31 protein-coding genes and 1 pseudogene are annotated in these 23,618 nt (G+C 72.0%); 24 read left to right on the plus strand and 8 right to left on the minus strand.

Annotation, left to right across the window (positions count from 1 at the left end; genetic code table 11):
• The first annotated feature begins 138 nt into the window (after window positions 1-138).
• The 12 genes from ElP_RS40960 to ElP_RS12200 all read left to right on the plus strand — a co-directional run bounded on the left by ElP_RS40960 (window position 139) and on the right by ElP_RS12200 (window position 8,140).
• Entirely contained in the window at window positions 139-549 is a 411-nt protein-coding gene (locus ElP_RS40960) for an ATP-dependent Clp protease ATP-binding subunit ClpX (RefSeq protein WP_315852672.1), read from the plus strand.
• Window positions 533-976 carry an IS3 family transposase gene (locus tag ElP_RS41155; protein WP_145269607.1) on the plus strand — a complete coding sequence of 148 codons (444 nt, stop codon included), beginning with the start codon at window positions 533-535 and terminating at the stop codon, window positions 974-976. The genes ElP_RS40960 and ElP_RS41155 overlap by 17 nt, the downstream gene beginning before the upstream one ends.
• A gap of 69 nt (window positions 977-1,045) precedes the next feature.
• A complete protein-coding gene (locus ElP_RS41160; protein ID WP_145269609.1) occupies window positions 1,046-1,498 on the plus strand; it encodes a hypothetical protein in 453 nt (150 codons plus the stop codon).
• Between the two features lie 80 nt (window positions 1,499-1,578).
• Window positions 1,579-2,244 carry a hypothetical protein gene (locus ElP_RS12165; protein ID WP_231749684.1) on the plus strand — a complete coding sequence of 222 codons (666 nt, stop codon included), beginning with the start codon at window positions 1,579-1,581 and terminating at the stop codon, window positions 2,242-2,244.
• A complete protein-coding gene (locus ElP_RS12170) occupies window positions 2,222-2,623 on the plus strand; it encodes a transcriptional regulator (RefSeq protein ID WP_145269611.1) in 402 nt (133 codons plus the stop codon). Before ElP_RS12165 ends, ElP_RS12170 begins: the two co-directional genes overlap by 23 nt.
• Window positions 2,624-2,692: 69 nt before the next feature.
• Window positions 2,693-3,553, plus strand: a complete 861-nt coding sequence (gene ispH / locus ElP_RS12175) for a 4-hydroxy-3-methylbut-2-enyl diphosphate reductase (RefSeq protein ID WP_145269613.1) — start codon at window positions 2,693-2,695, stop codon at window positions 3,551-3,553.
• Window positions 3,554-3,573: 20 nt separating this feature from the next.
• On the plus strand, window positions 3,574-3,762 hold the full coding sequence (locus ElP_RS12180; RefSeq protein WP_145269615.1) for a hypothetical protein: 189 nt from the start codon (window positions 3,574-3,576) through the stop codon (window positions 3,760-3,762).
• Window positions 3,756-5,594: an ABC transporter permease gene (locus ElP_RS12185; protein WP_145269617.1), complete on the plus strand. Its 1,839-nt coding sequence runs from the start codon at window positions 3,756-3,758 to the stop codon at window positions 5,592-5,594. The genes ElP_RS12180 and ElP_RS12185 overlap by 7 nt, the downstream gene beginning before the upstream one ends.
• 158 nt (window positions 5,595-5,752) lie before the next feature.
• Complete coding sequence (locus ElP_RS12190) at window positions 5,753-6,502, plus strand: DUF6444 domain-containing protein (RefSeq protein ID WP_145269619.1); 750 nt, start codon at window positions 5,753-5,755, stop codon at window positions 6,500-6,502.
• Window positions 6,445-6,816 carry an IS66 family transposase gene (locus ElP_RS37925; protein ID WP_231749824.1) on the plus strand — a complete coding sequence of 124 codons (372 nt, stop codon included), beginning with the start codon at window positions 6,445-6,447 and terminating at the stop codon, window positions 6,814-6,816. Before ElP_RS12190 ends, ElP_RS37925 begins: the two co-directional genes overlap by 58 nt.
• A 130-nt stretch (window positions 6,817-6,946) precedes the next feature.
• The gene (locus ElP_RS37930; protein ID WP_197446921.1) at window positions 6,947-7,102 is read left to right on the plus strand and encodes a hypothetical protein; all 156 of its coding nucleotides are present in this window, start codon (window positions 6,947-6,949) and stop codon (window positions 7,100-7,102) included.
• Between the two features lie 174 nt (window positions 7,103-7,276).
• The gene (locus ElP_RS12200) at window positions 7,277-8,140 is read left to right on the plus strand and encodes a helix-turn-helix domain-containing protein (RefSeq protein WP_145269621.1); all 864 of its coding nucleotides are present in this window, start codon (window positions 7,277-7,279) and stop codon (window positions 8,138-8,140) included.
• Here ElP_RS12200 and ElP_RS12205 read toward each other — a convergent pair.
• On the minus strand, window positions 8,088-9,134 hold the full coding sequence (locus ElP_RS12205) for an NAD(P)/FAD-dependent oxidoreductase (RefSeq protein WP_231749686.1): 1,047 nt from the start codon (window positions 9,132-9,134) through the stop codon (window positions 8,088-8,090). The two genes, ElP_RS12200 and ElP_RS12205, sit on opposite strands and share 53 nt — an antisense overlap.
• 351 nt (window positions 9,135-9,485) lie before the next feature.
• On the opposite strand from ElP_RS12205, the gene ElP_RS12210 reads away from it, so the two are divergent.
• The 8 genes from ElP_RS12210 (at window position 9,486) to ElP_RS12245 (ending at window position 14,839) form a co-directional block, all read left to right on the plus strand.
• A complete protein-coding gene (locus ElP_RS12210) occupies window positions 9,486-9,737 on the plus strand; it encodes a hypothetical protein (protein WP_145269625.1) in 252 nt (83 codons plus the stop codon).
• An 11-nt stretch (window positions 9,738-9,748) separates the two neighbouring features.
• Entirely contained in the window at window positions 9,749-10,084 is a 336-nt protein-coding gene (locus ElP_RS12215; RefSeq protein ID WP_145269627.1) for a hypothetical protein, read from the plus strand.
• 156 nt (window positions 10,085-10,240) lie between these two features.
• A complete protein-coding gene (locus tag ElP_RS12220; RefSeq protein ID WP_197446922.1) occupies window positions 10,241-10,690 on the plus strand; it encodes a MarR family winged helix-turn-helix transcriptional regulator in 450 nt (149 codons plus the stop codon).
• Between the two features lie 91 nt (window positions 10,691-10,781).
• Window positions 10,782-11,561, plus strand: coding sequence for an SDR family NAD(P)-dependent oxidoreductase (locus ElP_RS12225; protein ID WP_145269631.1), 780 nt, complete (start codon window positions 10,782-10,784; stop codon window positions 11,559-11,561).
• A gap of 56 nt (window positions 11,562-11,617) precedes the next feature.
• Entirely contained in the window at window positions 11,618-12,652 is a 1,035-nt protein-coding gene (locus ElP_RS12230; RefSeq protein WP_145269633.1) for an aldo/keto reductase, read from the plus strand.
• Window positions 12,653-12,705: 53 nt separating this feature from the next.
• A complete protein-coding gene (locus ElP_RS12235; protein WP_145269635.1) occupies window positions 12,706-13,452 on the plus strand; it encodes an SDR family oxidoreductase in 747 nt (248 codons plus the stop codon).
• A gap of 211 nt (window positions 13,453-13,663) precedes the next feature.
• Window positions 13,664-14,221: a DUF1572 family protein gene (locus tag ElP_RS12240; RefSeq protein WP_197446923.1), complete on the plus strand. Its 558-nt coding sequence runs from the start codon at window positions 13,664-13,666 to the stop codon at window positions 14,219-14,221.
• 63 nt (window positions 14,222-14,284) lie between these two features.
• Window positions 14,285-14,839, plus strand: a complete 555-nt coding sequence (locus ElP_RS12245) for a pyridoxamine 5'-phosphate oxidase family protein (protein WP_145269639.1) — start codon at window positions 14,285-14,287, stop codon at window positions 14,837-14,839.
• A gap of 91 nt (window positions 14,840-14,930) precedes the next feature.
• Here the strand turns inward: ElP_RS12245 and ElP_RS12250 are convergent, their stop codons facing one another.
• From ElP_RS12250 to ElP_RS12280, 7 genes are all read right to left on the minus strand, one after another.
• The gene (locus ElP_RS12250; protein ID WP_145269641.1) at window positions 14,931-16,121 is read right to left on the minus strand and encodes an MFS transporter; all 1,191 of its coding nucleotides are present in this window, start codon (window positions 16,119-16,121) and stop codon (window positions 14,931-14,933) included.
• Between the two features lie 150 nt (window positions 16,122-16,271).
• Entirely contained in the window at window positions 16,272-17,384 is a 1,113-nt protein-coding gene (locus ElP_RS12255; protein ID WP_145269643.1) for an alkene reductase, read from the minus strand.
• Between the two features lie 236 nt (window positions 17,385-17,620).
• Window positions 17,621-18,241, minus strand: a complete 621-nt coding sequence (ycaC, locus tag ElP_RS12260; protein ID WP_145269645.1) for an isochorismate family cysteine hydrolase YcaC — start codon at window positions 18,239-18,241, stop codon at window positions 17,621-17,623.
• A 43-nt stretch (window positions 18,242-18,284) separates the two neighbouring features.
• Window positions 18,285-18,908, minus strand: coding sequence for an NAD(P)H:quinone oxidoreductase (wrbA, locus tag ElP_RS12265; protein WP_145278408.1), 624 nt, complete (start codon window positions 18,906-18,908; stop codon window positions 18,285-18,287).
• Between the two features lie 82 nt (window positions 18,909-18,990).
• Complete coding sequence (locus tag ElP_RS12270) at window positions 18,991-19,689, minus strand: pirin family protein (RefSeq protein WP_145269647.1); 699 nt, start codon at window positions 19,687-19,689, stop codon at window positions 18,991-18,993.
• 284 nt (window positions 19,690-19,973) lie between these two features.
• Window positions 19,974-20,216 (minus strand): hypothetical protein, encoded by a 243-nt coding sequence (locus ElP_RS37940; RefSeq protein ID WP_197446478.1) that lies wholly within the window; start codon window positions 20,214-20,216, stop codon window positions 19,974-19,976.
• A gap of 107 nt (window positions 20,217-20,323) precedes the next feature.
• A complete protein-coding gene (locus tag ElP_RS12280) occupies window positions 20,324-21,322 on the minus strand; it encodes an aldo/keto reductase (RefSeq protein WP_145269650.1) in 999 nt (332 codons plus the stop codon).
• Between the two features lie 240 nt (window positions 21,323-21,562).
• Here ElP_RS12280 and ElP_RS12285 point away from each other — a divergent pair, with 240 nt between their 5' ends.
• The 4 genes and pseudogenes from ElP_RS12285 (at window position 21,563) to ElP_RS39570 (ending at window position 23,614) form a co-directional block, all read left to right on the plus strand.
• On the plus strand, window positions 21,563-22,399 hold the full coding sequence (locus tag ElP_RS12285) for an alpha/beta hydrolase family protein (RefSeq protein WP_145269652.1): 837 nt from the start codon (window positions 21,563-21,565) through the stop codon (window positions 22,397-22,399).
• 22 nt (window positions 22,400-22,421) lie between these two features.
• Window positions 22,422-22,619, plus strand: coding sequence for a hypothetical protein (locus ElP_RS37945; RefSeq protein ID WP_197446925.1), 198 nt, complete (start codon window positions 22,422-22,424; stop codon window positions 22,617-22,619).
• Window positions 22,616-23,047 (plus strand): annotated as a pseudogene (locus ElP_RS41165) (ankyrin repeat domain-containing protein); the annotation flags it as partial. The gene ElP_RS37945 and the pseudogene ElP_RS41165, both read left to right, overlap by 4 nt.
• A gap of 294 nt (window positions 23,048-23,341) precedes the next feature.
• The gene (locus tag ElP_RS39570) at window positions 23,342-23,614 is read left to right on the plus strand and encodes a hypothetical protein (protein ID WP_231749688.1); all 273 of its coding nucleotides are present in this window, start codon (window positions 23,342-23,344) and stop codon (window positions 23,612-23,614) included.
• Window positions 23,615-23,618: the final 4 nt, after the last annotated feature.

Genomic DNA, 23,618 nt, shown 5'->3' on the forward strand with positions numbered 1-23,618 from the left:
CCATCTCCACGGCCACGCCCTCGATCCCTCGCCCCGCCCATCATCCCGGATCGTGTCCGTTGGCACCTGCGGGGCGGGATCGTCTCCCTCGACAAGGTCGACACGCTCGGCGGGGGCCCGGTCTTCGGGACGAAGGACATGCGGCCGGGGGTCCAGCTCGCCCTGCTCAAGATGATCGAGGGGGCGGTCGCCAACGTGCCGCCGAGCGGCGGGCCGAAGCGGCCGATGGAGGCCCGCATCCCGTCCGACACGACGAACGTCCTGTTCATCCGCGGCGGGGCCTTCGTCGGCCTGGTCGAGATCATCTCCCGCAGGGCGGGCCGTCGGGCCTCCTCCGGGTTCGACCTGCTGGACTCGGCGCTCCACGACGAGGCGACCGACCCGCTCCACCACGTCCTGCCCGAAGGATCGGAGAAGTTCGGGCTGATCTTCGGCTACTGGGGCGCCTGCCGGTCATGCCTACGCTGGACGATCTCGCCGTGGAAGATCTGGTGCGAATCCTCAAGGAGGCGACGCACCCTCTCCTCGGACAGTGCAAAACGCTGCTGAAGTACCGCCACGCCGACCTGTCGTTTTCCGACGGGGCGATCCGGGAGATCGCCCGGCTCGCCCACGAGCGGGGCACGGGGGCCGGGGGCTTGCGGACGATCGGCTACCTCAAGGCTCGGGGGTCCGTACCGCCGGAGCAGGGGCCCGTGCCCAGGAAGCGAGGGCCGCCGGGGCGGGCACGGACGAGGAGCTGATCGGCCACATCCGCCGAGTGCTCTCCGAGAGCCCGTTCCACGGCGAGGGCTATCGCAAGGTCTGGGCGAGGTTCGGGCACCGGGGCATCCGCACGGCCTCCGAGCGGGTGCGGCGGCTGATGCGGGAGCACCACCTCCAGGCCCCCGGCGGGCCGGCGACCCGCGCGGCCCTGAGGCCCACGACGGCGTCATCATCACCGAGGAGCCGGACACGATGTGGGACACCGACATGACGACCATCGCCACCACGGGCGAGGGATTGGCCCGTGCCTTCGTGGCCGTCGACCACTGCACTTGCGAGTGTGGCCGTCGACCACTGCACTTGCGAGTTCGTCGGCCGGCACATGGCCAAGGGCGGCAACCGGTTCGAGGCGTTGGAGCCGCTGCGGCAGGGGGCGCGGGGGCACTTCGGCGGGTTCGACCGGGGGGTCGCCGAGGGGCTGGCGATCCGCCACGACCACGGCAGTGCGTCCATGGGCGACGACTTCCAGCGGGAGCTGACCTTCCTCGGCATGGAAAGTTCGCCGGGCTTCGTGCGGGAGCCGGGGGGCGACGGCTGCGCCGAGCGGTTCATCCGCACCCTCAAGGAGGACCTCCTCCGGGTGCGGACGTTCGCCACAATGGCGGAGCTGGCCGAGGCGTTGAGCGAGTTCAAGCGGACCTGCGACGGGCGGTGGCTGATCCGCCGTCATGGCCACCGCCCGCCCGGCCAGGTGCGACGTGACTTCCTCGGTAGCGTCCCAGCAGCGGCATGAGTACCATCAAGCAAGTCCCCGTCCAGAGAACCCAATGACCATACAGGGTTGACACCCGCCCCCAGGATCGCTACTTTGCATTGCAAAGAAAGACGGTCTTCGTCAACGCCCGGGTGACCGCGATGGAACTCCACGAGGCCCTGCGCCAGATCGCCGACATCCGACACCAGATGGCGCTCGGCACGGTCTATCGCGGCTACCGGGCGATGACGGTCGGCGCCTCCGGCGTGCTGGCCCTGCTGGCCGCGGCGATCCAGCCGCGATGGGTCCCGGAGCCCGAAGGCGACCTGGGACGCTATCTCGGCCTGTGGGTCGGCGCCGCCGCCGCCAGCCTGGTCGCGGCGGGGGTGGAGATGTCCCGGAGGGCTTGGGGGCACGGCCCGGGGCTGGCGCGGCGGATGACGCTGCTGGCGGCCGAGCAGTTCCTGCCCTGCGTCGCCGTCGGGGCCCTCCTCACCACCTGCATCGCCCGCGGGGCGCCGGACGCGGCCTGGATGCTGCCGGGCCTGTGGGCGCTGGTCTTCAGCCTCGGCATCTTCGCCTCGCACCGGCTCCTCCCCCGGCCGGTGGGGTGGGTCGGGGTCTATTACGCCCTGTGCGGGTGCGGCTGCCTGGCGTGGGGTCGGGGCGAGCACGCGCTGGCCCCCTGGCTGATGGGGATCACGTTCGGCGGCGGCCAGTTGCTGGGCGCGGCGATCCTACACTGGACCCTGGAGCGGACCGATGTCACGCAAGGACCAGGCTGAGGGCCCGGACTCTGGGGCGGGCCGCTTCTCCTACGAGGGGCTCGACCGCGTCCTGCACGAGCGGGCCCGGCTGGGCATCCTGGCCTCCCTCGCCGCCCACTCCGGGGGGCTGCTGTTCAACGACCTGAAGCAGCTCTGCGCCCTGACCGACGGCAACCTCAGCCGGCACCTGGCCGTGCTGGGCGAGGCGGGGCTGGTCGAGGTCTGGAAGGGGGCCTCGGGGCCCCGGCCGCAGACGATGTACCGGCTCACCCCCGACGGCCGGCGGCGGTTCGCCGAGTACATCAGCGTCCTGGAGCGGGTCGTCGCCGATGCCCAGGTGGAAGCGCTGCCGAGGGCCGGCCGGGGACGCTATCCGGAAGGCTGGTCCCCCGCGTGACTTCGCCTCTCTTTTTTTGTCCGTTCGCTTTGCGTCGCAAAGCAGACAGCGTGATGGAGTGACCCGACCGTGGATGTCATCCGGGCCGAGGAGATGGGGATGTGCTTCGGCGTCAGGGACGCGCTGAAGGTCGTCGATGCGATCCGCGATCCCTCGCGGGTCACGATCCACGGCGAGCTGGTCCACAACCCGGTGGTCACCCGGCGGCTGGCCGGGGCGGGGTTCCGCCAATCGCCCGAGGGCGACCGCGAGTTCCCCGCGCCGACCCCGCTGGTCCTGATCACGGCGCACGGCGTCAGCGACGCCGAGCGGCGGCGGCTGGAGGCCGCGGGCAAGGGGCTGATCGACGCGACCTGCCCGCTGGTCCGTCGCGTCCACGAGGCCGCCAGGGCCCTGGAGGCCGAGGGGCGGCACGTCCTGCTGATCGGCAAGCCCGGCCACGTCGAGGTGCGGGGCGTCGTCGAGGACCTGGGGCGCTGCGACGTGATCGGGGCCGCGGATCAGGTCCGCTGCTACGAGAGCCGGCGGCTGGGGATCGTCTGCCAGACGACCATGCCGCCGGATGTGGTCGACGAGGCCTGCGACCGCATCCGGCGACTCAACCCGCGGGCGGACATCCGCCTGGTCGACACGGTCTGCCTGCCGACCCGGATGCGTCAGCGGGCGATGCTCGACCTGCTCCGGCGCGTGGATGCCGTCGTCGTCGTGGGCGGCCGGAACTCGAACAACACGAGGCGCCTGGTCGACCTCTGCCGGCAGCACCGGACCCCGGCCCATCAGGTCGAATCCGCGAGCGACCTGGAGCCGGGCTGGTTCGCGGGCGTCGACACGGTCGGGCTGACGGCGGGGACCTCGACACTGGACGAGTCGATCGACGAGGTCCACCGTGCCCTGGAGCGGATCGGGATCATGCAGCAGGCGGGGGAGTGACCGTCATGGGGATGTCCACGATGCCGCGGACGATGCGCATCGCCCCGCCTCCCGACTCCGACTTCGAGGCCGGTCCCGGGCTGCGGCGCCCCGATACGCTGATCGTCCCTGCCGACCCCGAGGACCCGGACGCCGACTCCGACACGCACGCGTCCGGAGATCCTCGCAGGCCGTCGAACCATCTCATCGAGGAGGCCGGGGCATGGTGAGGCGGGTGGGGCTGGGGCCGGTCTTCGCGTTCGAGTGGCTGACGGCCTCGCGGCGCTGGCAGGGCTATGCGCTGCGCTCGTCGCTGGTCCTGCTACTCCTGCTCGGCCTGGCGGGCGTCTGGCTGGGGAGCCACGGCGGGTCGGGGGACCTGTCGATCGGGCAGTGGGCCGAGGTCGGCCGGGGGTTCTATGCGGTCACGTCGCTGATCCTGCTCGGGCTGGTCGGCCTGGCGGCGCCGGCGGCCACGGCCGGGGCGATCTGCCTGGACAAGGCCCGGGGAAATCTCACCCTGCTCTTCGCGACCGACCTGAGCGACGCCGAGATCGTGCTGGGCAAGCTGGCGGCCCGACTAGTGCCGGTGCTCGGCCTGATCGCCTGCGCCGCCCCGGTGCAGGCGCTGGCGACGCTGCTCGGGGGCGTCGATCCGATGGTGCTCTTCGGTGCGACCCTGGTCTGCCTGGCCTGCGCCGCCTTCGGCTGCACGCTGGCCCTGACGCTGTCTGTCTGGGGGCAGAAGACGCACGAGGTGCTGTTGGCGACCTACGCCTTAGGCATCCTCTACCTGCTGGCGGCACCGGCCTGGATCGCCCTGTCCCCGATGTTGCCCGGGTGGGCCCGGCCGGCCTGGCTGCCGGGCAACCTGGCCCTGCTGCCCTACAACCCCATCGTCCTCGTGCTCGCCCCGCTGAATGCCGCGCCGCTGGTGCCGATCGGGCTGGGGGCGCAGGCCCGGTTCTGCACGCTCGGCCTGCTGACCTCGGCGCTGCTGGCCGCCGCGGCGACCTGGCGGATGCGGGCGGTGGTCATTCGCCAGGCCTGCTGGGAGGAGGCGGCGCGCCGGGCGGGCCGCCGGACCTGGACCCGCCGGGGCCCGATCGCCCGGCTCGCTCGCCTGCTGCCGTCGCCGTCGCTCGACGGCAACCCGGTGCTCTGGCGCGAGTGGCATCGGCGGCGGCCGTCGCGCTGGTCGGTCGCCGTCTGGGGCACCTTCGGCCTGCTCTCGGGCGGCTTCAGCCTCTGGGCGATCGTCGAGGCGGTCGACGGCGGCGGGCCGGGACCCGGCGAGATGAGCGCGGTGCTCAACGGCCTCCAGGTGGCCGCCGGGCTGCTGCTGCTAAGCGTCTCGGCCGCGACGAGCCTGGCCGAGGAGCGCCAGCGAGGCAGCCTCGACGTGCTGCTGGCCACCCCGCTATCGACCCGGTCGATCGTCCTGGGCAAGTGGTGGGGCGCCTTCCGGGGCGTCCCGCCGCTGGCGGTGTTGCCGACGCTCGTCGCCGCGGCCCTGACGACGCACACCGGGTTCGCCCCCGGCCCGGTGCTGATCGGTGGCCTGGTCGTCGCCTACGGCGCCGCGCTGACGAGCCTGGGCCTGACCCTGGCCACCTGGCTGCCCCGGATGGACCGGGCCATCGGCCTGACCGCCGGGGCTTACGTGGTCGTGACGATCGCGGCCGTCCCCGCCGGGATGGCCTTCTTTGGCGAAGGCCCCGGCGAGGCCGGCCCCGGCGTCGCCTCGGCCAGCCCGTTCTGGGGCGTCGGCTTCTCCAGCGCCCTGTTCGGCGGGAAGGGCGGGCAGGGGCAGGAGATCGGGGAGCATGCCGGCTGGCTCGCCTTCTGGATCGGCGCCTATGGCCTGGTATCGCTCTTCCTGCTGCTGGCGACGTTGAAGACGTTCAACCGCTGCCTCGGCCGGATCGACGACCCGTCGCCCGACGAGGGTCCCTGCTCGCGCCTCGCCCGCACGCCCTCGGCCACTCTCCCAGACGCAAGGCCAGTGCCCGACCTCGACCTCCGATCCCGCCCGGCCGACCAGCCGGCGTCTGACCATTGAAGCCCGGCTCGCCCACCGACGGACCGGGACGCCCCGCCCCGGCCGGTAGCCGGGCGTGCCGACGGCGTGCCGGGACAAGCTGCCAGGGACCACAGACCGGGGCAGTAGCCGTTCACGGGCGCGATTGCTTTGCGTTGTAGGCTCGTAGAATCGGGAGCATGAACCCCCATCCTTCGATCCCCGAATCGCTCTGGAACACTGTCCCGCCGCAAGCCCAGGCGGCCATCTTGGCCGTCATCGCCTCCCTGGAGAAGCGGGTCACTGACCTGGAAGCCCGGCTCAACCAGGACTCCACCGCCTCTTCCAGGCCGCCCTCGTCCGATCCGCCCTCCGCGAAGGTCAAGCGGCGGCCTCCGGCCCCGCCGACCGAGCGCAAGCGGGGTGGCCGGCCGGGCCACAAGCGGCATACCGGGGCGTTGGCCCCCCCCGAGCAGCTCCGCGCGACCTTCGAGGTCAAGCCGACGCACTGCGGTGGCTGCGGCTCGCCGCTCCAGGGCGAAGACCCCGAGCCGGTGCGGCACCAGGTCGCCGAGATCCCGCCGATCCGCCCCGACGTCGATGAATTCCGCCTCCATCGAATGACTTGTCCCGGATGCGGGGCCATGACCCGGGCGGGACTTCCCGCGGGCGTGCCGACCGGGCCGTTCGGACCGCGCCTGCGGGCGATCCTGGCGATGTTCGCCGGCTCCTGCCGCCTGGCCAAGCGGCCGATCCCGCAACCGGTGTCCGACCTGTTCGGGCTGGATGTCTCGCCGGGCATGATCTCGAAGCCGGAGCGGCAGGCCGCCGCCGTGCTCGCGCCGGTGGTCGCCGAGGTAGCCGCCGCGATCGAGGCGGCGCCGTCGCCCACATCGACGAGACGTCGTGGCCCGAGGCCAATGCGAAGGCGTGGCTCTGGGTCGGCCTAGCCGACGACCTGACCGCCCCCACGATTGCCGACAACCGGGGTGCCGGCGTGGCCCGCTCGATCCTCGGGACCGACGAGACGAAGGTCGTCATCAGTGACCGGTTCCCCAGCTACGACCGGATCGAGCAGCACCTGTATTGCTGGTCGCACCTCTGCCGGGATTTCCAGGCGATGATCGATCGTCGCGACGAGGGATCGGCGATCGGGTCGGAGTTGCTCGGGGCCTCGAACCGCCTGTTCCATCGGTGGCACACGTACCGGGACGGGGCGATTGCCTGGAGCATGGTCCTGGGCTACACCCGCCCGATCCGGTGAGGCGTCCGACAGGCGCTTCGCCGGGGTCCATCCTGCGGCAGCTCGAAGACGGCGGCGACATGACGGATGTTGCTGGAGGGGGAGGAGCACCTGTGGACCTTCCTCCGGGTGCGGGCGATCGCAGCGGATCGTGGAGCCGATCCTGTTCGACCCGAAGCCCTGGACGACCTATGTCGTCACCGATGAGGCGGTGCGGGGCGAGAAGGTCCGGGTGCTCGGATGCGGCGGTCTGCCCAAGGTTGCCCCGCTGCAGGCACGGGTCGCACGACGCTCGGCGGGAGGCTGATCCTCCCGTCCGGGGCGTCGTGGAACGGTGATCCCGGCGCCGATACCGCCCCGGCCCCGGAACCGTTGAAGGCTGCCGTATGATGGTCGGGGGAGGAGGGCCGGCGGCCACCCAGGCAATGCTCAGCCCCGGCGGACTGGCCTTGCGAGCGGCGGGCGACGGGGGGGAGGCCCGATGGACGAAGCGACGGAGATCGTGCCGCTGGGGCTCCACGACGAGGCGGTGGCGGAGGGGATCGGCCTCTGCCGATCGACGCAACGCCGGCCGGTCCGGGCGAATCGGCACGCCCACGCCTTCCACCAGCTCACCGTGGTGCTGTCCAGCCCCGGACACATCGAGTGGCACTTCGGCGAGGGCCGGGCCTACTCGGGCCGGCCGACGGCGGGCGACGTGGTGGTGGTGCCGGCCCTCGTCCCGACCCTGGTCCGATGGGACCGGCCGTTCGAGTCGGTCTCGGTCCGGCTCTCGACCGGGCTGCTCGATCGGGTCGCCGGGCGGGCGGGGCTGGGGACGGCCCGCCTGCGGCCGGCGGCGATGCGGCGTGACCCCTTCGCCGGGGAGGTCGCCCGCAAGCTCGCCGACGAGGCCGGGGGCGGCGGGCGGGCGCTGCTGGCGGAGTCGCTCGGGACCGCCCTGGCCGTCCACCTGCTGCGGGAGTACGCCGACGACGGCCCCGACCCGACCCCGGCCGATGCCGGGCTGGCGGGCGACGTGCTGCGGCGGGTGACAGATTACGTCGAGGGGCACCTCGACGGCGACCTGTCGCTCGCCCGGCTCGCCGCCGTCGCCGGCCTGAGCCCGTACCACTTCGCCCGCCGGTTCCGGGCCGCCGCCGGGACGACGCCCCACCAGTACGTCATCCGCCGCCGGGTCGATCGGGCCAGGGAGCTGCTGCAGGGCGGCTGCGACATCGCCCAGGCGGCGGCCCGAGTCGGCTTCTCGGGCCAGTCGCACCTGCACCACCACGTCCGTCGGCTGCTGGGCGTCACCCCCGGCCAGCTAGCCCGCCGCCCGCAGGCCGACGGGCGTCCTCGCTGAAGATCGCCCTGCTGGCGACGGCGGCGGCCACCGACCCCTCGGCGACCGCCGAGGCCACGCTCGGCACGCCGGCCTCGGAGGCGTCCCCGACGACGTAGAGGCCCTCCACCTCGGTCGCCCCCATCGGGTCGGCCCGGACCATCCCCGCCTTCGGCCCCTCCTCGTGCAGCGAGCACCCCAGCCGCTCGGCCAGGTCGGACGCCTGGCGGAGCCGGGCATGCACGAATAACACGTCCCGCTCCAGCCGACGGCCGCCTTCGAGGTGGATCGCCCGAAACTCCCCCGCATCCCCCTCCAGGCGGTCGATCCGGTCCTCGACGACCTCTACCGCATGGCCCTCCAGCCAGGTCCGGTGCTCGGGGGAAACCCCGGACGGGCCGTTCGTGAGGAGCGTCAGCCGCTCGGTCCAGCCCCGCAGGAGGGTGGCCATCTCGACGACGGCCTCGGGGGGCACGAGGAAGGCCCAGGGTCGGCCCCGGAACTCCCAGCCGTGGCAGTAGGGGCAGTGGATCACGGACCGGCCCCATAGCTCCCGCAGGCCGGGGATCTCCGGCAGCACGTCGGCCATCCCCGTGGCGAGGATGAGCTTGCGGCAGGCGACGGCCTCTCCGCCGTCGAGCGTGACCTCGAAGCCATCCTCGGTTTTGCGGGCATCGACGACCGCCCCCTCGTGGAACTCGACCCCATAGGGCCGGAGCTGCTCCCGGCCGATCCGACGCAGCTCGGCCGGCGGGGTGCCGTCCTGGGTGAGGAAGCCGTGGACGCCGGCCGCCGGGGCGTTGCGCCCCCGACCCGAGTCGCAGACCAGAACTCGCAGGCAGGCCCGCCCGAGCACGAGGGCGGCGCTCAGCCCGGCCGGGCCGCCGCCGACCACCACCACGTCGAAGGCCCGATTCGTCGCATGCACCGGCTCGTCCCCCTTTGCCTCGGCCGTACTTCTGCCCAGCAACACGCCGGCCGAGGCCGCCGCAGCCATGGCCTGCCGTCGAGTCATCGCACCGCCGCTCGATCCCAGCCCTTCTTCAGCCATGATTACCCTCCCCGTCGGGTCGCCCTCGCCCCCGACCGATATGCGGGCCGGGCGTCCCACGCCCGTCCGTGCCGCCGGGTCGAGGCCGTGTCGCACGAGGGGAGTGGCGCCCGCCCGGTCACTGCCGCAGTCCTGGCCGTCGGCCGGGGGCCTCCGCCCTTCCGGTCGCCGAGGGCAAGATCGGGGGATCATAGGGCTGGCCGAACTGGCGGGTCTTCCGGGTTCCTGCGGCCGGGTTGCAGGAAGTTGCGGGTCCGGGGCGGCCGTCGAGCGATCACGGCAGGGGAAAACCATTCCCACCTCCCTACATAGGGTGTGGAACCAACAACGACCTATCACATCCTCGACCTGGACGCCGGGGTCCAGCCCACCGCCATCTACCTGATGTTCCTGGGCGGCGAGTTCGACGAAGCCCTCGACTGCGCCGTCTTCGCCGACACGCAGGAGGAGCCCGGTCCGGTCTACCGCCATCTGGAGTGGCTCCGCTCCCTCGGCGGGCCGCCGGTCCTCACGGCCAAGGAGGGGAAGCTGGGCGACGAGACGAGCCCCACCGGGTCTCGAAGGTGAGGAACCGGTTCATGGGCTACCCGTGGGCCAAGGGCCGGTTCCCGCTGTTCGACCTGGAAATGAGTCGGGGCGACTGCGTGGAGTACCTCAAGGGGCAGTCGATCCCGCTCGAGGTTCCCAGGAGCGCCTGCGTGTTCTGCCCGTACCGCTCGAACGCCGAGTGGCGGCACCTGCGGGCCGCCGACCCGGCGGGCTGGGCCAGGGCCGTCGAGGTGGACGAGGCGCTGCGGCGGCCCGGCACGGTGGCGAATCGGAACCTGGAACAGGCGATCTATCTGCACCGGTCTTGCCTTCCGCTGGACGAAGTAGACCTCGGCGGCCGGGACGTGACCGGCGGGGTCGTCTAGGGCGAGTGCGAGGGGATGTGCGGGCTCTGATTGCCGGGAGTCGCCCTCGGGCCGACCTCGGAGCCCGGCGGACCCCGGAATTGCGTACACTCGGGGCGGCGACCGGCTATAATTCCGTTGTTGAACTATTTGACTCTCGAACAAGCGATGCCTATCATGTCGGCGAGCGGCGAGAAGGGTGGGCCGGACTCCTGCGGGATCATGGCGAACCTCTGGCGGCTGATCCAGGCCGTCGTGGACGACTCGGAGCCGGAGCTGGAGGCGCTGGGCCTGTCGGCCAAGGCGTTCTTCCTGCTGGAGGCGGTCGGGGAGCACCCGTTCCCGGCCGTGCTCGCCCGCCGGATGCACCTGCCGCCGCCGACGGTGACCTACCTCGTCAAGCAGCTGGAGGAGCGGGGCTTCGTGGTGCGCCAGCCCGAGCCGGGCGACCTGCGGAAATTCCGCCTGGTCCAGACCGATGCGGGGCGGGAGGCGCTGCGGCGGGGCCGGGAGGCGCTGAGCCTCGCCCTGGGCAAGCGGCTGGGGAGGCTGGAGCGGGGGGAGGTCGTCGCCCTCGACCGGATGGTCGGGCGGCTCGCCGGCAACGGTGAGGCCCCCGAATCCTGAGCTGGCGTGAATCCGATCGCCGGGGTGACGCCGCCACGGCCGTCGTGGGCGGCCCCGGAGATCGTCCGTACCTGACCGGGGGAGCGTCAAGATGGGTCTCGAAGGGAAGATCGCCGTCGTGACGGGGGCGTCCAGGGGCATCGGCCGGGCCATCGCCCTGCGGCTGGCCCGTGACGGTGCGCTGGTCTGCGTCAACTACCGGAGCAACGCCGAGGCGGCGCATTCGGCCGTCGCCGAGGTCGAGGCGGCCGGCGGCGAGGCGTTCGCCCTCCCCGCCGACGTGGGCTCGGTCGAGCAGCTCGGGCGGTTCTTCGAGGCCCTCGACGCCGAGCTGGACGCCCGCCGGGGCGACCGGGGGTTCGACATCCTGGTCAACAATGCCGGGGTCGCCGATGTCGTCACGGTCGAATCGGGCACGGAGGAGGCGTTCGATCGGGTGTTCGCCACCAACGTCAAGGGGCCGTTCTTCGCCGTCCGGCACGCCCTCCCACGCCTGCGGGACGGCGGCCGGGTCATTAACGTCTCGTCGAACCTCTCCCGCAACCCGATGCCGCTGGCGATGGCCTACTGCATGACCAAGGCGGCGCTCGACAACTTCACCGTCGGCCTGGCGGGCGAGCTGGGCCGGCGGGGCATCACGGTCAACACGCTGGCCCCCGGCCTGACGGCCACCGACCTGAACGCCGCCTTCCGGGACGACCCGAAGGTCGTCGAGGCCTACTCGGCCATGACGGCGCTCGGGCGGGTCGGCAAGGTGGAGGACATCGCCAGGGCGGCGGCGTTCCTGGCCTCCGACGACTCGGCCTGGGTGACCGGGCAATACCTGGAGGCCAGCGGCGGGTTGGGGTTGGCGAGGCCCGGCCAGTCGTGACCGGCAAGCCGACCTTTCCATCGTTTCGGACAGCACAAATTCCTGGAGATCAAGATATGCGTTATCGACTGCTCGGGAACTCGGGCCTGCGGGTCTCGGAGCTGTGCCTCGGGACGATGACCTTCGGCGAGGAATGGGGCAGCGGCTCTTCGAAGGACGAGAGCCGGGCCATCCTCGACGCCTTCTTCGAGGCCGGAGGCAACTTCATCGATACGGCCAACATGTACACCAACGGCACCAGCGAGGCGATGCTCGGCGAATTCCTCCAGGGGGACCGGGATCGGGCCGTGCTGGCGACCAAGTACACCAACGCCATGCCCGGCACCGACCCCAACGCCGGCGGCAACCAGCGTAAGAACATGATGCGGTCGGTCGAGGCGAGCCTGAAGCGGCTGAGGACCGACTACATCGACCTCTACTGGCTTCACGTCTGGGACCAGATCACGCCCCTGGAGGAGGTGATGAGGGCCTTCGACGACCTCGTGCGGCAGGGGAAGATCCTCCACGTCGGCGTCTCCGACATGGCCGCCTGGGCGGTGGCACGGGCAAACACGCTGGCGGAGCTGCGGGGCTGGTCGCCGTTCGTCGGGCTCCAGATCGAGTACAGCCTGGTCGAACGGACGGTGGAGCGGGAGCTGCTGCCGATGGCCGAGGCCCTGGGCCTGGGCGTGACGGCCTGGTCCCCCCTGGCGGGCGGCGTGCTGACCGGCAAGTACGCCAGGGGCCAGGCCGAGGTCGACGCCCGGTATCACAACGAGATGATGAAGCACTTCGCCCCGTCCGGAGACCGCATCGAGGCGATCGTCTCCGAGGTCCGGGCAGTGGCCGAGGAGGTCGGCCGTTCGTCCGCCCAGGTGGCACTGGCCTGGCTCCGACATCAGCCGACCCCGGTCATCCCGATCGTCGGGGCCAGGCGCCTGGAGCAGTTCCGGGACAACCTCGCCTGCCTCGACCTGAGGCTCGACGAGGCCCACCTCGGGCGGCTCGGTGCGGCGAGCCGGGTCGAACTGGGCTTCCCGCACAGCTTCTACGACAACGAGATGGTGAAGGCGTTCGTCTTCGGCGGCATGAGGGATCTCATCGACAACTGAGCCGGGCTCCGGGATGATGGGCGGCTCGTTCGACCCCGAGGGAGGTGAGGCCGATGGAGACGAAGCGGCTCGACGGGAAGGTGGCCCTGGTGACGGGATCGTCCAGGGGGATCGGCCGGGCCATCGCCCTGCGTCTGGCCCGAGACGGCGCCGCCGTGGTCGTCAACTACGCCGGCAACGCCGAGGCGGCTCGGGCGGTCGTCTCCGAGATCGAGTCCCTCGGCGGCCGGGCCGTGGCGGTGCGGGCCGACGTGGGTGTCGTCGCCGATGTGGCAAGGCTGTTCGACGAGGCGATCGGCCAGTTCGGCCGTCTGGACATCCTCGTCAACAACGCCGGGATCATCCTCTACAAGCCGCTGGCCGACGTGGGCGAGGAGGAGTTCGACCGCCTCTTCGCCGTCAACGTCAAGGGAACCTTCTTCTGCTGCCAGCAGGCGGCCCGGCGGCTGGCCGACGGCGGACGGATCGTCAACTTCTCGTCCTCGACGACGGCGCTGATGCTGCCCACCTACTCGGCCTATGTCGCCACCAAGGGGGCGGTCGAGCAGCTTTCGCACGTCCTGGCGAAGGAACTCGGCCCCCGTGGGATCACCGTCAACGTCGTCTCGCCGGGGCCGACCGACACGGAGTTGTTCGGCCGGGGCAAGACCGAGGAGGACAAGAGACGGTACGCCCAGATGGCGGCGCTGGGTCGCCTCGGGACGCCCGAGGACATCGCCGACGTGGTGGCATTCCTGGCGGGCGAGGAGGCCCGGTGGGTCACGGGCCAGAACCTCCGGGCCAACGGCGGCCTGATTTGAATGCCTTGCCGGACCCGGACGCCGGGGCGGGGTACGCCCCGATCGGGGCGGCATGGGGTGAACCTCCTCCCGGCTCGGGGTGTCGCCCCGTCGGGGCGTGGTTCGTGCGATGGTCGAAGGGTGGGAGTCTGGCCCGGCGTATCCGCCTGGGGGAGAATCGCTCCCATGGTGGAGCGTGGCGGGCCGATCGGCCCAGGCGAGGAGGCGAGTCATGGGCGAGGCAGGGGGATCGACCGGCGATCGGGCGGCCGTGGCGGAGGACTTCGTGGCCGAGGCCCGCACGAGCCTGGAGACGGCCGTCTCCCTGATCCGGCACGGCGTCGGCCAGCTGGATGACGAGCAGGTCTGGTGGCGGCCTCGGGAGGGGATGAACTCCGCCGGCAACCTGCTGCTGCACCTGGCCGGCAACCTCCGCCAGCGGTTCGGCTCGGTCATCGGCGGCGAGCCCGTCGACCGGGACCGCTTCGGCGAGTTCACCGAGCGGGGACCGATCCCGAAGGGTGAGCTGCTCCGCCGCTTCGAGGAGGCCGCCCGCCATGCCGAAGAGATCCTGGCCGGTCTCACGCCCGAGCGGCTCTCCGAGACCTGTCGCCATCAGCTTTTCGCCGGGACGGCGGAGAAGACGGTGATCGGCGTCGTCCTCCAGGCGTTGACCCACCTGCACGGCCACGCCCAGGAGATCCTGCACCTGGCCCGGTTGCAGCTGGGCGAGGGCTACGCCTTCCGACAGCCGGCGGGGGTTCCGCCCGAGCTGCGTGGCGGGGGCTGATCGGGCAGTGCGACGACGGGTGCGTTGGAGTATCTCCGCCCTGCGGCGTGAGGGGAGGCCCGGATGGGCAAAGTGTACGACGGCATCGACGACCGCCTGGCGGAGTTCCTCGGGCGTCAGCACGTCTTTTTCGTGGGGACCGCCCCATCCGACCCGGAGGGGCACCTGAACGTCTCGCCCAAGGGCCTGGACACGTTCCGCATCCTCGGGCCGCACTCGGTGGCCTACCTCGACCTGACCGGCAGCGGCATCGAGACGGTCGCCCACCTGCGGGACAACGGGCGGGTCACGCTGATGTTCTGTGCCTTCGAAGGCCGCCCGCTCATCGTGCGGCTCTACGGCCGGGGCCGGGTCGTCGAGCCCGGCGACGGCGAGTGGGACTGCCTGATTTCCCGCTTCCCCGATTACCCCGGCGCCCGCTCGGTGGTCGTGGTGGACGTGGAGCGGGTCGCCGACTCCTGCGGCTACGCCATGCCGCTCTACGAATTCAAGGGTGAGCGGTCGCAGCTGATCGCCTATGCCGAGAACAAGGGGCCGGAGGGGATGGAGGAGTACAAGGCCCGGAAGAATGCCCGGAGCATCGACGGGCTGCCCGGCCTCGGGGGCGTCCGGGGCTGACGCCGATCCCCATGGAGTCGGCGGGTCGTCCGGGGGTCGGTCATCGCCGACCTCCCGGTTCGGAGCCCGCCGCTCCCCCGAGGCACGCCCGTCACGCATCGCCGCCGACGGTCACGGCGGGCGCCCTCCGTCGGGCGGACGTGGCGGCGAAGGCGATCAGGCCCGCCGTCGTCATCGCCAGGCCGACTACGCAGACCCCTCGCCAGCCGGCCAGGCCCCAGCCCCAGGCCCCGCCGTAGGAGCCGAGCGCCCCGCCGGCGAAGGCGGCGACCATGTAGGCGGTGTTCATCCGGCTGCGGGCCTCGGGGCGCACGGCGAAGATGCGGGACTGGTTGGAGATGTGCGCCGACTGCGCCCCCAGGTCCATCAGGACCACCCCCGCCACCAGGCCCCACAGCGTCCGGCCCAGGCCGGCAAAGATGAGGAAGGAGACCAGGACCAACGACAGGCCCGCCCCGATCGTCGAGCGGGGGCTGCGTCGGTCGGCCAGCCGCCCCGCCAGCGGGGCGGCCAGCGCCCCGGCCACGCCCACCAGGCCGAACAGCCCGACCGCCCCGGCCTCGTACCCGAAGGGCGGGCCGGTCAGGTGGAACGCCAGGGTCGTCCAGAAGGCGCTGAAGGCCCCGAAGCCCATCGCCCCGAAGAGGCACGACTGCCGCAGCGCCGGCTCCTCCCGCAGCAGCCCGCCGATCGACCGCAGCAGGCCGAGGTAGCCCATCCCCGAGTGCTCGGGCTGCGACCTCGGCAGCAGCACCCGCAGCGCCAGGGCGAGGGCGACCATCAGGGCGGCGGCGAGGGCGTACATCGCCCGCCAGCCGAGGTGCTCGCCGACCACGCCGCTGACCGTCCGGGCGGCGAGGATGCCGATGAGCAGGCCGCTCATTACCGTGCCCACCACCCGACCCCGCTCGCCCGGCCCGGCCAGGTGGGCGGCAAAAGGGATGAGCAGTTGCGGGGCGATCGTGGTGACGCCCACGGCCAGGCTGGCGGCGGCCAGCCAGGGGTAGCCCGGTGCGGCGGCGACCCCGAGCAGGGCGACCGTGACGGCCCCGAGCGTCGTGAGGATGAAAGACCGCCGCTCCAGCCGGTCGCCCAGGGGCACGAACAGGAGCATGCCGGCGGCGTAGCCGACCTGCGAGAGCATGGCGACCGTGCCCATGCGCCGGTCGGAGACGCCCAAGTCGGCGGCCATGTCGGCCAGGAGCGGCTGGGCGTAGTAGAGGTTGGCGACAGACAGGCCGCAGCCGACGGCCATGGCCCACAAGGTGCGGCGTCCGATCATGAGTCCTCACGTCCAGGGGGAGGGTTGCCGAAAGTGATCGTCCCGGCGTCGTGGCCTTTGTCACCGGGCCGGTCTGCGGGGGCGTGGACGGACTGGCGTCTGGCTCGCCTGGGCGTGGTGGCGAACCCCGGCGACGGCCCCGATGCCCGGCTAGGGATTCTCCCGTGACCAGCCCTGCTCGGCCAGCGTGGGATAGTCCGTGTACCCGTGGTCGTCGCCGCCGTAGAACGTCCGCACGTCTCCCGTGACCAGGGGGGCGTCGAGCCGGAACCGCTCCACGAGGTCGGGATTGGCGATGAACGGCCGGCCGTAGACGATGAGGTCGGCCCGACCCGCCTCGATCGCCTCCTGCCCCGACGCCCTGGTGAAGCCGCCGACGGCCAGCAGCGTGCCGGTGTAGGCCGATCGCAGGAGATCGACGGGGTTGAAGGGCGGGGCGGTCCCCCGTGAGTAGCCGCTGTCGTAGCCGACGTGGAAATAGGCCAGCCCGAGCGGGTCCAGCCGCCGGGCGAGGTGGGTGTAGGTCTCGGCGGGGTCGTCGTCGAATGTGTCGTTGACGGTGAAACCGGGGGCGACCTTGATGCCGACCCGATCCGCACTCCGCACCTCGCACAGGGCCTCGACCACCTCCAGCGTGAAGCGGGTCCGCCCCTCCGGCGAGCCCCCGTAGGCGTCGGTGCGGCGGTTCGAGCCGGTGACCTGGAACTGGTTCGGCAGGTAGCCGGTCGCCGCATGGAGCTCCACCCCGTCGAAGCCGGCGGCGATCGACAGCTCCGCCGCCCGGCGGTACTCCCCGACCACGGCGGGGATCTCCGCCGTCTCCAGCGGGCGGGGCGTCTCGAAGGGTACCTTGCCGCCGAAGGTGTGGATCTCCCCCGAGACGGCGACGGCCGACGGTGCGACCGGCAGGGCGTGGCCGGGCAGCAGCGACGAGTGGGAGACCCGCCCGGCGTGCATGAGCTGGACGAAGATGCGGCCCCCGGCGGCGTGGACCGCATCGGTCACCCGCCGCCAGCCCGCCGCCTGCTCCTCGGTGTGCAGTCCGGGCGGGGAGGTGTATCCCCGGCCCATGGGGCTGGGGTGCGTGCCCTCGGTGATGATCAGCCCCGCCGAGGCCCGCTGGGCGTAGTACCGAACCATCCGCTCGCCGGGGGCGCAGCCCTCGTCGGCCCGGATGCGGGTCATGGGCGACATGACGATCCGGTTGGGCAGCTCCAGCGGCCCGACCCTCACCGGCGTGAACAATCCCGGACGTTCACCCATCGCTCGGCCCCCTCGATTCGCCCGACCCCCGACCGCACGACACCCGGCCTGGCAGTCACCCTCGCCGGGACGGGCGGGGCGTTGACGCACCCGGACCGTCCCGCCCCGTCTCGCCAGTCCGGGTGCCCGGCCCACGTTCCTGCCCGGTTCCCGGATGCACGATGCATCGGGCGGTGGTGTGCCGGCCCAAGACGGCCCTCGCATGCGATCCCTCCTGCGGGGTCGCCGAAGCCCGCTCACCGGTTGGCGACGGCCTGGTGGCTCGTGATCAGGTTCCGGTACGCCGGCAGGCGGTCGCCCAGCAGTCGGGCCAGGCCCTCCATGTCCCGCTGCAGCTCGCAGGCCACGGCGAACCAGCTGGTCATCACCGCCCCGGCCTGCTGCATCCGCATCAGGGCGGCGTCCCTCACGGATTTGTTGAACGTCCCCGAGGCGTCGGTGACGACGAACACCTCGTAGCCCTCCCGCAGCGCCGAGAGGGCCGGGAAGGCCACGCACACGTCCGTCACCACTCCAGCCATGACCAGCTGCTTGCGGTCGGTCGCCTTCACGGCGGCGACGAACTCCTCGTTGTCCCAGGCGTTGATCTGGCCGGGGCGGGCGATGAACGGGACGTCGGGGAACAGCGCCTTCAGCTCGGGCATGATGACGCCGTTCGGCCCCTGCTCGAAGCTGGTGGTGAGGATCGTGGGCAGCTCGAAGAACTTCGCCGCCTCGGCCAGGGCCAGGACGTTGTTGCGGAACTCGTCGGGGCCGTAGTCCTGCACCCGCGAGAGGAGTCCCGACTGGTGGTCGATCAGCAGCACGGCGGCGTCGTCGATCGACAGCCGAGAGGGGATCGCCGGGTAATCGGCCATGAGGTTCTCCATCGGGTGTGAGGGAAACGGGTCCACGAAGGTCTCATCCACCGGACACCAGGCGTCGGGTGATCTCGGCGACGTGTCGGCCCTGGAAGCGGGCGATCTCCAGCTCGATGGCGCTCGGCTGCCGACTGCCGTCGGCCCCGGCCAGCGTGGTCGCCCCGTAGGGCGTCCCGCCGCCGATCTCGTCCATCTGCACGAGCCGCTGCTCGGAGTACGGCACGCCGACGATGATCATGCCGTGGTGCAGCAGCGTGGTGTGGAAGCTGGTGATCGTCGTCTCCTGCCCGCCGTGCTGGCTGGCCGTGGAGGCGAACACGCTGCCCACCTTGCCGACCAGGGCGCCCGAGAGCCAGAGCCTCGTCGTGCGGTCGAGGAAGTTGCGCATCTGGGCGCACATGTTGCCGAAGCGGGTCGGCGTGCCGAAGAGGATGGCGTCGGCCTCGGCCAGCCGGCCCGGCTCCATGACCGGCACGTGGGCGAAGGCCGCCCGGGCGGCCTTCGCCCCGCTCTCCTCCAGCGCCTCCTCGGGCACCAGCTCGGGCACCTGAAACAGGGCCACGTCCGCCCCCTCGACCCGGCGGGCGCCCTCGGCGACGGCCTCGGCCATGCGGTAGAGGTGGCCGTGCATGCTGTAGAACACCACCTGGATCTTCACGGCGATTGCTCCTGCGCCTGGGGTTCGGGATGATGGCCGCCGGTCACCGATGACGGCGGACCCGGGCTCTCCGCTCCCTGAGAGAGCCTCACGCCAGGTCGAACAGCAAGACCTCCGACGGTTCGTCGGCCCGGATCGCCAGGGCCGACTCGTCGCCGAGGGCGGCCCCATCTCCGGCGGAGAGGGCCGATCCGTTCAGGGTGACGCCGCCTCGCAAGACCTGGAGCCAGGCGTGGCGGCCCGGTGCCAGTTCGTGCGAGACCTCCCGGCCGCCGTCCAGCGTGGCGAGGTAGAGCCGGGCGTCCTGCCGGATCGTCAGTGAGCCCCCGGTCCCGTCGGGCGAGGCGACCAGCCGCAGCCGGTTGCGCCGCTCGTCCTCGGGGAACGCCTTCTGCTCGTAGGACGGCTCCAGCCCCTCCCGCTCCGGCAGCAGCCAGATCTGGTAGAGGTGGACCGGCTCGGACTCCGAGGGGTTGAACTCGCTGTGCGTGATGCCCGTGCCGGCGGTCATCCGCTGCAGCTCGCCGGGGCGGATCACGCTGCCGGTGCCCAGGCTGTCCCGGTGCTCCAGCGCCCCGGAGAGGACGTAGGTGACGATCTCCATGTCGCCGTGCGGGTGGGTGCCGAAGCCCCGCCCCGGCGCCACCCGGTCCTCGTTGATGACCCGCAGGGCGCGGAACCCCATGTGGCGACGGTCGACGTACCGGGCGAACGAGAAGGTGTGGTAGGTGTCGAGCCAGCCGTGGTCGAAGTGGCCCCGCTCGCCCGCCCCGCGGATCGTCATCATCGATTCCCCCCTGGTTTTCTCGCCAATAGATGACATGGAAATCAAGACCGAAATAAGCTCGGTCGGGCTCGGAAAGCGATTGCCGTGCCTTCTCCGGCAGCCGGATCGGTTCGTTCAGCTCGGCCTGCGAGCGGTGGCCGACCAACCCCTCGTGCGGCGCCCCGACCGGCTCGCCCAGCCTGCCGAGCAGGTCCGGCCCTTCGGCGTGCTCGCCACGAAGACGGCCCGTCGATCCTCGGCCGAGCGCTCCCGGGCGATCAGCCCCATGGCCTCCGGCCGGTCGATCAGGCCGGTGATGCCCGGCACGGCGACCAGGCGGTCGGCGACCTCCAGGATCGGCAGCGGTTTGTCCTCGCCCCGGAGGATCGCAGGACGTCGTGCTGCGAGGGGGTCGGACCGTGCTCCCGGGACAGCCGGGAGACGCGGATGCCGGAGCGGTCGGCGGTGCGGGCGATGCCCAGCGTGGCCTCCCGCGCCGGCGAGTCGAAGGTCCGCGTCCCCTCCGGCTCCTCCTGCCATCGACCCACCGGGATGGCCCATCCCCCGCCCGCCACTTGGTCGTCACGAATTTAATTTACGCGACAACTAAATGCGAGTCAAGGGTTCGCGGGGGGCACCAGCCCCGGGGCGAGGGCTAACGGCCCAGCCAGCGGGCCTGCCCGGGGTCGTAGCGGTCGCCCGCGGCGGCTCCGGGCGGGAAGGCGGCGTCCAGCCGGGCGATCTCCTCGGGCGTCAGCCCGATGTCCGCCGCCGCCGCGTTCTCGTCCAGGTGAGTCCGCCGCTTCATGCCGGGGATCGGGATGACCCGCTCGCCACGGGAGAGCACCCAGGCCAGGGCGACCTGGCCCGGCTTCGCCCCGTGGGGCCGGGCGACCTCCTCCAGGGGCCGCAGCAGGGCGAGGTTGCGGGCGAGGTTCCCCCCGGCGAAGCGGGCGTTCGATGCCCGCCAGTCGCCCCGGGCCAGGCGCCTCGGGTCGGTCAGCGTGCCGGTGAGGAAGCCCCGGCCCAGCGGGCTGAAGGGGACGAAGGCGATCCCCAGCTCCCGGCAGGCCGGCATGACCGCCGCCTCCGGCTCCCTCGTCCAGGGCGAGTACTCCGACTGGAGGGCGGCGATCGGGTGGGCGGCGTGCGCCCGCCGCAGCGTGGCCTCGGAGACCTCCGACAGCCCGATGGCCCGGACCTTGCCGGCGGCGACCAGCTCGGCCATCGCCCCGACCGACTCCTCGATCGGCACGTCCGGGTCGGCCCGGTGGAGGTAGTACAGGTCGATCACCTCCGTCCGCAGGCGGGCCAGGCTCGCCTCGCAGGCCGATCGGATGCGCCCGGGGCGGCCGTCGACCTCGACGGCCGTCGTGCCGTCGGCCGCCGTCCGGCGGACGAAGCCGGTCTTGGTCGCCAGGACCGCCTCGTGGCGTCGCCCGTCCAGGGCCCGACCGAGGAGGCGTTCGTTGTGGCCGTCGTCGCCGTAGGAGTCGGCGGTGTCGATGAGGGTGACCCCCCGGTCGAGGGCGTGGTGCAGGGTGGCGACCGACTCGGCCTCGTCGGCGGGGCCGTAGGAGCCGGACATCCCCCAGCAGCCCAGGCCGATCGCCGAGACCTCGAACCCACCCCTGCCGAGTTCACTTCGCCTCATGTCCGTCTCCATCGCGAGGGTCGGCGGTCGAAATCAGTCGCGTCCCCGGCCGGAGATCCGATGGACACGGCGGGCCGGCTTTCGTTCGCCCGACCGTCGATTTCTCACCGTGGAAACGGCTCCGTGGTCGGACGGCTGATGCGGTGGGGTCCACCGAGCGGGGCGGTGGGGTATGATCGGGGCCACTGTCGCATGGGACACGTGGCAGCCCCGCCCTCCGGGCGGGCGTGGAGGACGACGATGAGAGCCGTGGTCGCCGTCGCATCGATCCTCATCCTCTGCCCGGCTGCCGACGCCGACGAGCCCGCCCCCTTTCCGGGGGCTATCTGCCGGTGGAATGGCTTCGTCCGCCATGATTTCAGGGTGTACGGAGCCGACGTGATCGTGGTCGAGCCGAAGGAGCAGCCGCTGGGTAGGCCGTGGGCCTGGCGAGGCGAGTTCTTCGGCGCCTTCCCGGACGCCGATCTCGAACTGCTCCGAGGCGGCTGGCATCTGGCCTACATGAGCGTCCCTGACCTCTTCGGCTCGCCGAAGGCGGTCGCCCGCTGGGAGGCGTTCTACGACCTGCTGGTGAAGGAATATGGGGTGAGCCCGAGGCCGGCGCTGATCGGGCTGAGCCGAGGGGCGCTCTACTGCAAGGCCTGGGCGGCGGCCCACCCCGACGAGACGCTGGCGGTCTATCTGGACAACGGCGTCTGCGACTTCAAGAGCTGGCCCGGCGGCTGGCCGAAGGGGCTGGGGACCGGCGCCGGATCGCCCGAGGAGTGGGTCAAGCTGCTCGACGCCTATGACTTCGAGGACGACCGAGAAGCCATCACCTACAGGGGCAACCCGGTGGACCGCCTGGGACCGCTGGCCGAGGCCGAGATCCCGATCCTCTTGGTCTACGGGGACAGCGACGAGACGGTCCCCCACCGGGAGAACTCGGAGGTCGTCTACGATCGGTACAGGGCGCTGGGCGGGCCGGTCGAGCGGGTCGTCAAGGCGGGGGCCGACCACCACCCGCACGGGCTGACGGACCCCCGCCCGGTCGTCGAGTTCATCGAGCGAGCCTGGCGAGATTGGGGTCGTCCTTGAGGAGACGGAAGCGAGGGGATCGATGGATGACACACCCCTGCACGAGGTCGAGATCGTCGAGGACGTGGAGCGGTTCCTCGACGCCGACTGGCCCGTCGATGCCCCCGGCTGTATGGGGGCCACGCCGCTGTTCGACGCGGCGGAACGGGGCCTGACCGAGGTCGCACGTGCCCTGGCCCTCGGGGTGCGAACGTCTACGCACGGCGTCCCGACGGCCTGACCGCCCTCCACTTCGCCTCCGGCGCCGGGGTGGCGGGCCTGCTGCTCGAACGTGGGGCCGATGTCGATGCCCTCGACGTCATCGGCCGATCGCCCTTGCACTTCGCCGCCCAGCACGGGCGGGCCGACGTGGCCGGGCTCCTGATCCGGTCCGGGGCCAAGGTGGATCGCCCGGCGGCCGACGGGATGACCCCGCTGGACTGGGCCGCCCATGAGGGGCACGCCGAGGTCGCCCGGCTCTTGCTGCGGGAAGGGGCGGAGGCCGATCGGCCGGACGGCCGGGGCCGCACGCCGCAGCATCGGGCCGCTTGGCGGGGCAAGGCGGAGGCGGTGGGGGCTCTACCCGATGCCGGCGCCGACCCCAGCATTCGAAGCAAGGCCGGCCAGACGCCCTTGCACGAGGACGAGTCGAATGGACACGAGGCGACGGCGAGGCACCTGAATCCGCCCAGGGCAGAGCGGCACGGGCGGAGCAGGCGATCCCGGAGCCACCGGCGAGGCGGTCGCTCGCCCTGTCGAGGGTCAGGGCGCCCCCGCTGCGGCCCGGGGCAGTCACCGTCGCCGAGCCAGGCGACCCTGCACCGCTGGAGACTCGCAGATCCACCGGAGGCCTTGTGCGGTCTCCAGGCCCATCATGCCTGGCTCGCCGACATCGCCGTGGCCCCGCAGGTTGAGGTCTTTGCCGTCACGACGCGTCCTGATGGAAGGTCCCGGAGCGACCCCATGCCGACCTTCGCCGAGCTCGGCACCCCGTTCCCGCTCTTCGAGGCCCCGACGGACGAGGCGAGCGGCTACGCCGGCATCGCCACCTGCCGCCTCTGCGGGGAAGCAGAGCGTCACTGCTTCGAGCCGGGAGGCGGCGATCACCAGATCTTCCCCTGGGCGACCTGCGGCATCGAGATCCGGCTTTCTGCCAGCGCCCGAAGGGACGTACCCTGCCGTGGTTGCGGCTCGACAGACCCGTTCCCAGAGCCCCTCCGAGCTAAGAAGCCCTGACAAA

The sequence above is a fragment of the Tautonia plasticadhaerens genome (assembly GCF_007752535.1).
Classification (GTDB): domain Bacteria; phylum Planctomycetota; class Planctomycetia; order Isosphaerales; family Isosphaeraceae; genus Tautonia; species Tautonia plasticadhaerens.

Coding starts and splice junctions, on each gene's coding strand:
- ElP_RS12285 (WP_145269652.1), top strand. CDS start 21,563: ATGAGAGCCGTGGTCGCCGTCGCATCGATCCTCATCCTCTGCCCGGCT.
- ElP_RS12250 (WP_145269641.1), bottom strand. CDS start 16,121: ATGATCGGACGCCGCACCTTGTGGGCCATGGCCGTCGGCTGCGGCCTG.
- ElP_RS39570 (WP_231749688.1), top strand. CDS start 23,342: ATGCCGACCTTCGCCGAGCTCGGCACCCCGTTCCCGCTCTTCGAGGCC.
- ElP_RS12225 (WP_145269631.1), top strand. CDS start 10,782: ATGGGTCTCGAAGGGAAGATCGCCGTCGTGACGGGGGCGTCCAGGGGC.
- ElP_RS12185 (WP_145269617.1), top strand. CDS start 3,756: ATGGTGAGGCGGGTGGGGCTGGGGCCGGTCTTCGCGTTCGAGTGGCTG.
- ElP_RS12170 (WP_145269611.1), top strand. CDS start 2,222: ATGTCACGCAAGGACCAGGCTGAGGGCCCGGACTCTGGGGCGGGCCGC.
- ElP_RS12280 (WP_145269650.1), bottom strand. CDS start 21,322: ATGAGGCGAAGTGAACTCGGCAGGGGTGGGTTCGAGGTCTCGGCGATC.
- ElP_RS12230 (WP_145269633.1), top strand. CDS start 11,618: ATGCGTTATCGACTGCTCGGGAACTCGGGCCTGCGGGTCTCGGAGCTG.
- ycaC (WP_145269645.1), bottom strand. CDS start 18,241: ATGGCCGATTACCCGGCGATCCCCTCTCGGCTGTCGATCGACGACGCC.
- ElP_RS37945 (WP_197446925.1), top strand. CDS start 22,422: ATGGATGACACACCCCTGCACGAGGTCGAGATCGTCGAGGACGTGGAG.
- ElP_RS12205 (WP_231749686.1), bottom strand. CDS start 9,134: ATGACTCGACGGCAGGCCATGGCTGCGGCGGCCTCGGCCGGCGTGTTG.
- ElP_RS12190 (WP_145269619.1), top strand. CDS start 5,753: ATGAACCCCCATCCTTCGATCCCCGAATCGCTCTGGAACACTGTCCCG.
- ElP_RS12270 (WP_145269647.1), bottom strand. CDS start 19,689: ATGATGACGATCCGCGGGGCGGGCGAGCGGGGCCACTTCGACCACGGC.
- ElP_RS12200 (WP_145269621.1), top strand. CDS start 7,277: ATGGACGAAGCGACGGAGATCGTGCCGCTGGGGCTCCACGACGAGGCG.
- ElP_RS12235 (WP_145269635.1), top strand. CDS start 12,706: ATGGAGACGAAGCGGCTCGACGGGAAGGTGGCCCTGGTGACGGGATCG.
- ElP_RS40960 (WP_315852672.1), top strand. CDS start 139: ATGCGGCCGGGGGTCCAGCTCGCCCTGCTCAAGATGATCGAGGGGGCG.
- ElP_RS12180 (WP_145269615.1), top strand. CDS start 3,574: ATGCCGCGGACGATGCGCATCGCCCCGCCTCCCGACTCCGACTTCGAG.
- ElP_RS12215 (WP_145269627.1), top strand. CDS start 9,749: ATGGGCTACCCGTGGGCCAAGGGCCGGTTCCCGCTGTTCGACCTGGAA.
- ElP_RS12255 (WP_145269643.1), bottom strand. CDS start 17,384: ATGGGTGAACGTCCGGGATTGTTCACGCCGGTGAGGGTCGGGCCGCTG.
- ElP_RS12220 (WP_197446922.1), top strand. CDS start 10,241: ATGTCGGCGAGCGGCGAGAAGGGTGGGCCGGACTCCTGCGGGATCATG.
- ElP_RS12245 (WP_145269639.1), top strand. CDS start 14,285: ATGGGCAAAGTGTACGACGGCATCGACGACCGCCTGGCGGAGTTCCTC.
- ElP_RS12240 (WP_197446923.1), top strand. CDS start 13,664: ATGGGCGAGGCAGGGGGATCGACCGGCGATCGGGCGGCCGTGGCGGAG.